This is a genomic window from Microseira wollei NIES-4236, from assembly GCF_020521235.1.
Taxonomy (GTDB): domain Bacteria; phylum Cyanobacteriota; class Cyanobacteriia; order Cyanobacteriales; family Aerosakkonemataceae; genus Microseira; species Microseira wollei.
Map to the genome: position 1 here is coordinate 1 of NZ_BLAY01000276.1, position 8,508 is coordinate 8,508.

Sequence of the window (8,508 nt, forward strand, 5' to 3'; positions counted from 1 at the left end):
TCTGCAATTTTTGGGGAGAAATCAAACGTTATCTATGCCGTGCCGCTACAGGGGTACGGCATCTACAATTTTTGCATTATGCAGGCTTTCGGGGCACGGCATCTGCAATTTTTGGCGAGAAATCAAACGTTATCTATGTTCCCTACTCCAATATCTGATCCCCCGTACCCCCCTTAACAAGGGGGGTACGGGGGGATCTAAAATTCCGGGGGTGGAAGTTCTGACAAAATTGTAAACCGGATGTGATTGATCGCTAAATCTCCAATTGAAACTTCTTCCTTATTTACAGGCTTTCCTTGTACTTTCAAAGTAGCGAATGGAATGGCTTTGCCAATTTCAATGTGATACCAAGACAAACCCATAAAAAAGCGGGTGGGGTAGGGGCCATTATCAACAATATCATCGGGATTGGATTCGATTGGTAACCAACCCATTCCTGGCACGTAGAATTCCATCCAAACGTGATTGTAATCTGGATGCAAAGGAACGCGCTGATATTCGGCATATTTTGGACATTTATATCGACCGACGGTACGGCTGGCAATGCCGTTTAGCCTAGTTAAAGCGAGCAGGGCGCCCAAATATTCGCCGCAGGAACCAGTGCCTCGTTCTAAAGCGACATCTGGGGTGTCAATGTGCGGCTTAATGCTGTAGGAAAGCTTGTCATAAACATAGTTGCGAATTTTATAAATTTTCCGCAACAGATTGGTTTCAGTTCCAATTGATTCTTTCGCAGCACGACGGATAATATCGGTTTCCATTGCTAAGTTGTCGTTATCCGTCATATATCTTTCTTTAAATTCCGGCGACAGCGGGGGAAGATTTTCTAAATCGCGGGGGGTAAGACGATATTTGATGCTGCGAACTTCTAACAGCGCCTTCCAGCCAAATAAATGCCGTTCGTCGGGTTTGAGGGAGTCAAATTTAAACACCGCTACCCGCTGTCCGTCTAGAATTTCTTCGGTAAAAGGGCGACCAATGGGAGAAACCGAAATTACTTTTTGTCGGTCTGTATCAGATGGTAGGGCGATGCGCCATTCTACGTCATCTAAATCGATCTGTTCGAGGGGTAAGAGTTCCTCGACGTAGGACATTTCTAGTAAATAGCCGTTGGAGAGAGCGTAGCGCTTTTCGGGATTGTAGTGGAAGTGGAGGGGGTGAATAAACGTGCGATCGCGATACTCTATTTCGTGGGACGGATCGGCATTCGGGTTATCCCGGATATAAGGCTCATCGCCCGCATAAGCCACGTAAAGAATATCTTGCTTTGTTTGAGCATCGGTGCGGAACGCTAACCCTGTAGGACACTCAAACGGCGTCAGGACGCTAAATTTAATTTCACCTGTAGCCCGCTCTAGACAATATACGGTTTGTTCGATATCATCCGAAACCCAGATTTCTTCCCCGCGCACCGTCAGATGTTCCACACCAATTCCAGGGGCGTAAAATTGGGTTATCTGTTGTCGGGTCTGGCGGTTATAAATAAAAATGTAGCCTGCTTTCTGACAGGAGACATAAACCGTAGATTCCCAAACTGCTACAGAGTCGGCGCTGTAGGGCAAGGTGACAAAATGCTCTAGTGGCGATGCACCCTGGGTCTTGAGTTGGTTCAAATTGCAGATAAAAACGCTCTCTTCCCGCGTCACCCACAGCGTATCTTCCCAAACTGCTAAACCTGTGGCTCCCTCAAAGTCTGCCACCTGATGGGGGTTCAAAATCGCCGTATCGTCGCTGGTTATATCAATTTGCAGTAAATACCCGCGCGCCGAGTCCACGGCAATTAGCATATCTCCCAAAAGGGCTAGGCCATGCAGAGCATAAGCTCCAAAGGGTCGGATCGTCCGTTGCCAGGGATTTTGTTTGGGAACAAGCGCAAGCGTATCGGAAATCATAAGATCGATTATGAGTTGGGAATAAACAATTTTCAACTGAAACGCAGGAACACAAACTCCAAATTAACTATCTTTTATGGTTGTTCATTTCTACCACAAGAAAGGTTTTATTATGACTGGGACAAAATTTGTTTCAGGTTTCCTCAAGCTTTCGGTGGGGGTATTGTTGGCGGTGGCTATCCCCGCTTTCGGTGTCGAGTCGCTGCAAGCGCAGTCGCGCTTGTCTGGCGATCAAAGATTATCCCCTAATTGGGGAAACTACAGGCCACCTTCTAATCTTGGCAGACCGGAGGGACGGGAAGGGGGCGGTTCCCGCGGTCCCTGTATTGCGGAAACATCTCCTACGATCCATAATCCCATTGCCTTGGTGCCGGTGAATGGCTTTGGCACGACTTTGGCGGCGCGTCCGACGTTTTTTGTTTACGTGCCTACTATCAACCCAGGGGAAACGCCCCAGATTCAGTTTGTGCTGAGATCGGCAGATAACCGATTTGTTTACAAAACCACTTTCTCGACGATTCCCTCACCAGGTATTGTCAGCTTTAGCCTCCCCGAGCGTGCCAATTCTCCCATCCTGGAGTTGGGCAAGACTTACAATTGGACTTTTACTCTGGTATGCAATCCCAATGAGGATGACCGTTCTGGTAATCAATTAGCCGCAGGTTCGATCCAACGGATTGCCCCTCCGTCGCGGATGGTGAGCGAGTTAGCCCAAGCAACTTCCCCCCAGGACAAGGTTGCGGTTTATGCTAAGTATGGAATTTGGTACGATGCTCTCGGAGCGATCGCCAACCTCCGTCGCACTGCTGATAACCCCGCGCTGCAAAATGACTGGCTAGCACTCCTAACCTCTGTAGATCTGCAAAAAATTGCCAATCAACCCCTAATTCAGCCTTTATCGGCAAGAGAGACGCAGATTAGACCTGTTTCTCGCCCGTAGGAGCAACTATTTCCCTCTCGGTCTTGCCAGGGTGAATTTTTAATAACCGCCGGAAAATTGTTTAACATTCGGTAACAAGCACCACATAAAATGATATCTCGACGGCTTTAATTGCAGGTGCGGAAAGCTTGTGAAGTTATTTGTTTACCACACCCCCGAACTGACTCCCAGCGGTAGCGTACCCGACTGCGCCATCGCTGTAGATGTCCTGAGAGCGACTACGACAATGGCAACTGCCCTGGCATCTGGAGCGGAAGCGGTACAAGTGTTTAGCGATATTGATAAACTCTTACAAGTCAGTGCAGCTTGGCCCCAAGAAAAGCGCATCAGGGCTGGGGAACGCGGCGGGGCGCCAGTCACAGGGTGCGATATGGGCAACTCTCCCCTCGACTGCACGCCGGAACGAGTCCTGGGACGGCGGTTATTTATCAGTACGACTAACGGGACTCGTACTTTACAGCGGGTGCAGGACGCGAAAGCCGTTCTGGCAGCCGCATTTGTCAATCGCCAAGCCGTAGTGAAGTATATTTTGGCACAGAACCCGGAAACCGTTTGGGTAGTAGGGTCGGGATGGGAAGGTAGTTTTTCCTTGGAAGATACCGCCTGTGCGGGAGCGATCGCTTGCGGAATGTTGGCAGCACTCGGCGCGGCACCGGAAGAAATTGCTGGTAACGATGAGGTGATTAGCGCGATCGCCCTGTATCACCAGTGGAAAGATAACCTATTGCAGCTAATGCACCACGCCAGTCACGGTCAGCGTCTCCTCCGCTTGCACTGCGATGAAGATTTAAAATATTGCGTGCAAACCGATCTGTTGGATGTCCTGCCGATACAGCACGAACCGGGCGTTTTAGTCAAGGGGCAGTAGCTATATGGCAGATTTTAGATTTCAGATTTTATTTCCTTCTGAAATCTAAAATCTAAAATCTAAAATCTAAAATCTAAAATTCCATCCCCTTGCCCGCTGCGCCATAATTCAAAATAAAAGTTAGCTCCATAGCACGGAATAATATGCCAAGAACCCAGCGCAACGACAATTTCATCGACAAAAGCTTCACGGTGATGGCAGACATGATCCTGAAGCTGATGCCCGCCAATAAGAAAGCCAAAGAAGCCTTCGTTTACTACCGCGATGGCATGTCCGCCCAGGCGGATGGCGAGTACGCCGAAGCCTTGGACAACTACTTTGAAGCCCTAACCTTGGAGGAAGACTCCAACGACCGCAGTTACATTCTTTACAACATCGGGCTGATTTACACCAGCAACGGCGAACACGAGAAGGCATTGGAATACTATTACCAAGCCATCGATCTCAATCCCCGCTTGCCCCAAGCTTTGAATAACATCGCCGTAATTTTTCATTACCAGGGAGACAAAGCGAAGGAAGCAGGGGAAAGCGAAGCTGCGGAAGCTTTATACGACAAAGCCGCCGAGTATTGGAAAGAAGCGATTCGCCTCGCCCCCAACAACTATATTGAAGCCCAAAACTGGCTCAAAACCACCGGGCGATCGCAAGTAGATGTGTTCTTTTAGGTAATCGCTAATGGCTAATGGCTAATAGCTAATGGCTAACAGAAAAAATTACCCATTAGCAATTAGCAATTAGCAATTAGCAATAAGCAATTAGCAATTAGCAATTAGCAAATTTTATGATTGACCGCGACCAAGTCCGCAAAGTTGCAATACTAGCCCGTCTAGAATTAACCCCAGAGGAAGAGGAACAATTTACCACCCAGTTGGGGAGTATTTTGGAATATGTCGAGCAGCTGGGGGAGTTAGATGTCAGTAAAGTAGAACCCACAACAAGGGCAATTGACGTCAGCAACGTAACGCGACTCGATCTACTGCGACCTTATCTCGATCGGGAAGCCATCCTCAACAACGCACCAGAAGGGGATGGCGACTTCTTCAAAGTCCCGCAAATCCTCAACGTCGAAGAGTGAATCATATAATACCCTTTTCGATAGATGAACAGCCTTCCTAAGATACGTCACCGTTGTGGATGGAAATCTTAGTGGAGGCCAAATATATGGATAACAATCAAGGAACCAGCGCCATCAATAACCTGGAATACGACTTGCTTACAGTATTGCAAAACAAGTCGGAAGCGCTCAAGGCGTATGAAACCTATATCCAAGAAGCACAAGAAATCGGTTCTCAGCCTTGTGTAGAACTGTTCCAAAAGTTGCAGCAAGAAGACTTGCGTCACGCACAAGAGCTGCGTCAGCACCTGCAAGAAGTGATGCAGAAAGGTAAGATGTAATTTGCACAATTGTAGGGGCACGGCAGGAAAAAACCTTTGATTAGGCGACAAAACTTATTGATGCCGTGCCCCTACGCCCCATTGATTTGACTGAAAAATTCTGAATCAGGCGTATCGTCTTCATCGATTTCTGACTCTTCTGGAATCAGGACAATCACTTCAACGCGACTATTTTTAGTCAACTGTCCTTGATCGTTAATAGTTCCCATCACTTTGATTGCTTTCATTGTTTCTGCTAAACGAGTCATAAATTTAAGAATTTGGCTCTGATTTGAGCGAACGCTATTTTTTTATTATAAGTATTCACCCTGACATTATATTACTATTCCTTTGCCATCCACACGAGAAAGCTGACAATCTGCTCGATGGGATTGAGGGGATATTCTGTAATGTCGATCGTTGCGTGTTGTCCTTCCAGCTTGAGAAATTTCCAAGCTGTTCCACTGGTAACAACTCCGTAGATTGTAGAAATGGGGTTTTGATTTTTATCGTTAAATTTTTGAGCGGCTATCATTTCTGCAAGGCATTGCCCCAGTCCACCATTGAGGTTTTCCTTTTTGGCTTCAACCATCATCACAACAGGGACTTCAATTTCTAATTGTACGGGCGATCGACTAATTAAAAAATCACAAATTCCATTGAGTCCTAGCTCTGGATCGACGGTAAAGTCTTCCCCAGAAAATAAACTAATTTGACGATTGAGGTATCGACGGACGGCGGTGAGAACTGGACTGATAATCCATTCAGATCGTGCTTTTTCGCTGCCTCTAGCCAACACCAGCGGTAAACCTTCTTCGAGTTCTCTTACCAACAGATCGTCAACGGCTATCAGAGGAATCTCAGGAATAAAACGTCCGCCTTCATGGATGATGAGATTGAAGTCTTGACGCGCTTTCCGAAGGGTGAATTCACTGTAAGCCATAGTGAAATAGGCAAGCGATCGCTATTTTTATTATAACATTGGTAATGCCTCAGAGATCTTCGATCCCTTCCCATAGTTGAGAAACAGGAATCGTCTGTCCGGTCATTGCTTCGTGCCAAGCTGGACGGAAATCTGCCAGGATTTCTGCATCAGGGGTATCGTCTTCATCGATTTCTGACTCTTCTGGAATCAGGACAATCACTTCAACACGACTATTTTTAGTCAACTGTAAAGGTCGATCCAAAGACAACTGTCCTTGGTCGTTAATAGTTCCCATCACTTTGATTGCTTTCATTGTTTCTGCTAAACGAGTCTGTCAGTACTTACACTCAGTTCTACTTTGGATATTCGTGAATTGTAAATGCTTGTTGGCTTCCTTTCACGTTTTGCTTCATTACCCGAATTAGACGATTGTTCATAGGCTGTGTATCCTGGGTAAAAAAGTTGTGGATTGCTTGCACTTTGCCTGCATAATCTCGATCGGCTTTACAGATGACAATTCCTGCATGATTCGAGGTGGTAAAATGGAGGTCGATGAAATCTTGGCGATTTTCGGTAATAACGATTCGCCCTGCATTTGTGGCATATATGAGGACTCGCTCGTCTGGTATTTTTTGATTTGCTTGTCCGGCTTCGTAGGAGGTCAAAACGTCATAGCCAAGTGACCTCAGCAAATAAACCATTTCCATCGGGAAGTTTTCATTAGAATAGAACTTCAGCATTTATTCGTTCTCAGCAATCCATCGATCTATTTCTTCTCGATTGAGTTCGTAATAGTTTCTCACCGCTTGCAGATCGAGGAGAGTCAATCCAGGGTAATTATGAAGAAGTTCTGAATCTGTTGCGCCTTGTTGTTGGTAGGTAACTATCGTCCACACGGGAATGCGGGTATCCCGAATTCGCGCTGCGCCGCCACAAATTCCAGGGGTTTTGCTAATTGGTTGCTGAAGGGTTTGGACAAATTTCAGCGTTTCTGCCAGTAGTTCATCGGGCAGGGTTTCAATTGTTTGGAGGAGTTGTTCTTTGAGTGTCATGACCGATCTCCAAGGCTATTTAATAGTTTATGGGAATTTGGCTCCGATTTGAGCGATCGCTGTTTCACCATCAACCCCTTCACCGCGATCGAGTTGTGCGGCTGCAATGTCGATTTTGGCACGAACTTCTTCCACCCAAAGATTGTATTGGTTGCGTTTTTCTAACAGCCGTAGCGCATCGGTAATAACTTCGGAAATATTGGTGTAGCCCCCGCTAGCGAGTTGGGCTTGGATGAGTTGTTCTTGTTCGGGAGTAAGGATGATACTCATAGGTAAAAATGGAGTTGTTATTTAATGGTGGTTTAAACTGACTGAAGGCTTACCTTTATTTTAATCGGCAAACTTTTCTAGTTCCAATCTAAAATATAAAATTCCTAGTCTCTATTCTCTCCATATCTTTCTTGGCAAGAGCTAGGGGCGATGCGATCGCCTGAAGGATGGTAGGGATCGATCGCGTTGAGAGTAAAATTTAACCTTCTCGCTTCCCAATCTAAAATCTAAAATCTAAAATCTGAAATCTCTCCACTCTCGTTCGATTTTCTCGACATCTTTCTTTGCGCCAAGTTGGGTGAAAATTTGGTGGGCATTTTCGTAGTGTTGTTGGGCAAGAGTACGATTGTTGCGTTGTTGGTAGAGTCGCGCTAAGTCCCAGTGAATCTGTGCAGCAAGGTATGTATCACCAACCTCTTCAGCCATTTGTAAACCTTGCTTGGAATAGACTTCAGCTAATTCTAAGTTTCCGCGTAAAAGCTCATTTTCTCCCATAGAACCCCAAGAACTTGCCATCCCCGCGCGATCGCCCAATTCTTCACGCAATTGCAACGATTGTCGATACAAACGCTCAGCGGCATCCCAATTGCCCCGATTGCGTTCGATATCGCCTAATACTCCCCAAGAACTTGCCATCCCCGCGCGATCGCCCAATTCTTCCTCAATTTGCAAACATTGTCGATACAAACGCTCAGCGGCATCCCAATTGCCCCGATTGCGTTCGATATCGCCTAATACTCCCCAAGAAGTTGCCATCCCCGCGCGATCGCCCAATTCTTCGCGCAATTGCAACGATTGTCGAAACAAACGCTCAGCCGCCTCCCAATTGCCCCGATTGCGTTCGATATCGCCTAATAATCCCCAAGAACTTGCCATCCCCGCGCGATCGCCCAATTCTTCACGCAATTGCAACGATTGTCGATACAAACGCTCAGCGGCATCCCAATTGCCCCGATTGCGTTCGATATCGCCTAATTCTCCCCAAGAACTTGCCATCCCCGCGCGATCGCCCAATTCTTCGCGCAATTGCAACGATTGTCGATACAAACGCTCAGCCGCCTCCCAATTGCCCCGATTGCGTTCGATATCGCCTAATTCTCCCCAAGAACTTGCCATCCCCGCGCGATCGCCCAATTCTTCGCGCAATTGCAACGATTGTCGATACAAACGCTCAGCCGCCTCCCAAT

The 8,508-nt window shown here is 46.9% G+C and carries 12 protein-coding genes and 1 pseudogene; 5 read left to right on the forward strand and 8 right to left on the reverse strand.

Features of this window, described 5'->3' with window-relative positions; translation table 11 throughout:
• Positions 1-197: 197 nt before the first annotated feature.
• Positions 198-1,892 (reverse strand): transglutaminase-like domain-containing protein, encoded by a 1,695-nt coding sequence (locus MiSe_RS45415; protein WP_226593328.1) that lies wholly within the window; start codon positions 1,890-1,892, stop codon positions 198-200.
• Between the two features lie 112 nt (positions 1,893-2,004).
• On the opposite strand from MiSe_RS45415, the gene MiSe_RS45420 reads away from it, so the two are divergent.
• From MiSe_RS45420 to MiSe_RS45440, 5 genes are all read left to right on the forward strand, one after another.
• A complete protein-coding gene (locus tag MiSe_RS45420; protein WP_226593330.1) occupies positions 2,005-2,832 on the forward strand; it encodes a DUF928 domain-containing protein in 828 nt (275 codons plus the stop codon).
• 130 nt (positions 2,833-2,962) lie between these two features.
• A complete protein-coding gene (locus MiSe_RS45425) occupies positions 2,963-3,700 on the forward strand; it encodes a 2-phosphosulfolactate phosphatase family protein (RefSeq protein WP_226593332.1) in 738 nt (245 codons plus the stop codon).
• 143 nt (positions 3,701-3,843) lie between these two features.
• On the forward strand, positions 3,844-4,365 hold the full coding sequence (locus MiSe_RS45430; RefSeq protein ID WP_226593334.1) for a photosystem I assembly protein Ycf3: 522 nt from the start codon (positions 3,844-3,846) through the stop codon (positions 4,363-4,365).
• A gap of 116 nt (positions 4,366-4,481) precedes the next feature.
• Complete coding sequence (gene gatC / locus MiSe_RS45435) at positions 4,482-4,775, forward strand: Asp-tRNA(Asn)/Glu-tRNA(Gln) amidotransferase subunit GatC (protein ID WP_226593337.1); 294 nt, start codon at positions 4,482-4,484, stop codon at positions 4,773-4,775.
• An 86-nt stretch (positions 4,776-4,861) separates the two neighbouring features.
• On the forward strand, positions 4,862-5,095 hold the full coding sequence (locus MiSe_RS45440; RefSeq protein ID WP_226593339.1) for a hypothetical protein: 234 nt from the start codon (positions 4,862-4,864) through the stop codon (positions 5,093-5,095).
• 107 nt (positions 5,096-5,202) lie between these two features.
• On the opposite strand, the pseudogene MiSe_RS45445 reads toward MiSe_RS45440, so the two are convergent.
• From MiSe_RS45445 to MiSe_RS45475, 7 genes and pseudogenes are all read right to left on the reverse strand, one after another.
• Positions 5,203-5,322 (reverse strand): annotated as a pseudogene (locus tag MiSe_RS45445) (type II toxin-antitoxin system RelN family antitoxin); the annotation flags it as partial.
• A 95-nt stretch (positions 5,323-5,417) separates the two neighbouring features.
• A complete protein-coding gene (locus MiSe_RS45450; protein ID WP_226593343.1) occupies positions 5,418-6,017 on the reverse strand; it encodes a hypothetical protein in 600 nt (199 codons plus the stop codon).
• 49 nt (positions 6,018-6,066) lie between these two features.
• On the reverse strand, positions 6,067-6,312 hold the full coding sequence (locus MiSe_RS45455) for a type II toxin-antitoxin system RelN family antitoxin (RefSeq protein WP_226593345.1): 246 nt from the start codon (positions 6,310-6,312) through the stop codon (positions 6,067-6,069).
• A 40-nt stretch (positions 6,313-6,352) separates the two neighbouring features.
• The gene (locus MiSe_RS45460) at positions 6,353-6,739 is read right to left on the reverse strand and encodes a DUF5615 family PIN-like protein (protein WP_226593347.1); all 387 of its coding nucleotides are present in this window, start codon (positions 6,737-6,739) and stop codon (positions 6,353-6,355) included.
• Entirely contained in the window at positions 6,740-7,051 is a 312-nt protein-coding gene (locus tag MiSe_RS45465) for a DUF433 domain-containing protein (protein WP_226593349.1), read from the reverse strand. It lies immediately after the preceding gene.
• Positions 7,052-7,078: 27 nt separating this feature from the next.
• Complete coding sequence (locus MiSe_RS45470) at positions 7,079-7,321, reverse strand: ribbon-helix-helix domain-containing protein (protein WP_226593370.1); 243 nt, start codon at positions 7,319-7,321, stop codon at positions 7,079-7,081.
• Positions 7,322-7,555: 234 nt separating this feature from the next.
• Positions 7,556-8,508, reverse strand: a 953-nt coding sequence (locus tag MiSe_RS45475; protein WP_226593372.1) for a tetratricopeptide repeat protein, incomplete at its 5' end; no start/stop codon positions are given.

Excerpts from the sequence above, each read along its gene's own strand:
- MiSe_RS45470 (WP_226593370.1), bottom strand. The coding sequence starts at position 7,321 with ATGAGTATCATCCTTACTCCCGAACAAGAACAACTCATCCAAGCCCAA.
- gatC (WP_226593337.1), top strand. The coding sequence starts at position 4,482 with ATGATTGACCGCGACCAAGTCCGCAAAGTTGCAATACTAGCCCGTCTA.
- MiSe_RS45450 (WP_226593343.1), bottom strand. The coding sequence starts at position 6,017 with ATGGCTTACAGTGAATTCACCCTTCGGAAAGCGCGTCAAGACTTCAAT.
- MiSe_RS45460 (WP_226593347.1), bottom strand. The coding sequence starts at position 6,739 with ATGCTGAAGTTCTATTCTAATGAAAACTTCCCGATGGAAATGGTTTAT.
- MiSe_RS45420 (WP_226593330.1), top strand. The coding sequence starts at position 2,005 with ATGACTGGGACAAAATTTGTTTCAGGTTTCCTCAAGCTTTCGGTGGGG.
- MiSe_RS45440 (WP_226593339.1), top strand. The coding sequence starts at position 4,862 with ATGGATAACAATCAAGGAACCAGCGCCATCAATAACCTGGAATACGAC.
- MiSe_RS45465 (WP_226593349.1), bottom strand. The coding sequence starts at position 7,051 with ATGACACTCAAAGAACAACTCCTCCAAACAATTGAAACCCTGCCCGAT.
- MiSe_RS45415 (WP_226593328.1), bottom strand. The coding sequence starts at position 1,892 with ATGATTTCCGATACGCTTGCGCTTGTTCCCAAACAAAATCCCTGGCAA.
- MiSe_RS45455 (WP_226593345.1), bottom strand. The coding sequence starts at position 6,312 with ATGAAAGCAATCAAAGTGATGGGAACTATTAACGACCAAGGACAGTTG.
- MiSe_RS45430 (WP_226593334.1), top strand. The coding sequence starts at position 3,844 with ATGCCAAGAACCCAGCGCAACGACAATTTCATCGACAAAAGCTTCACG.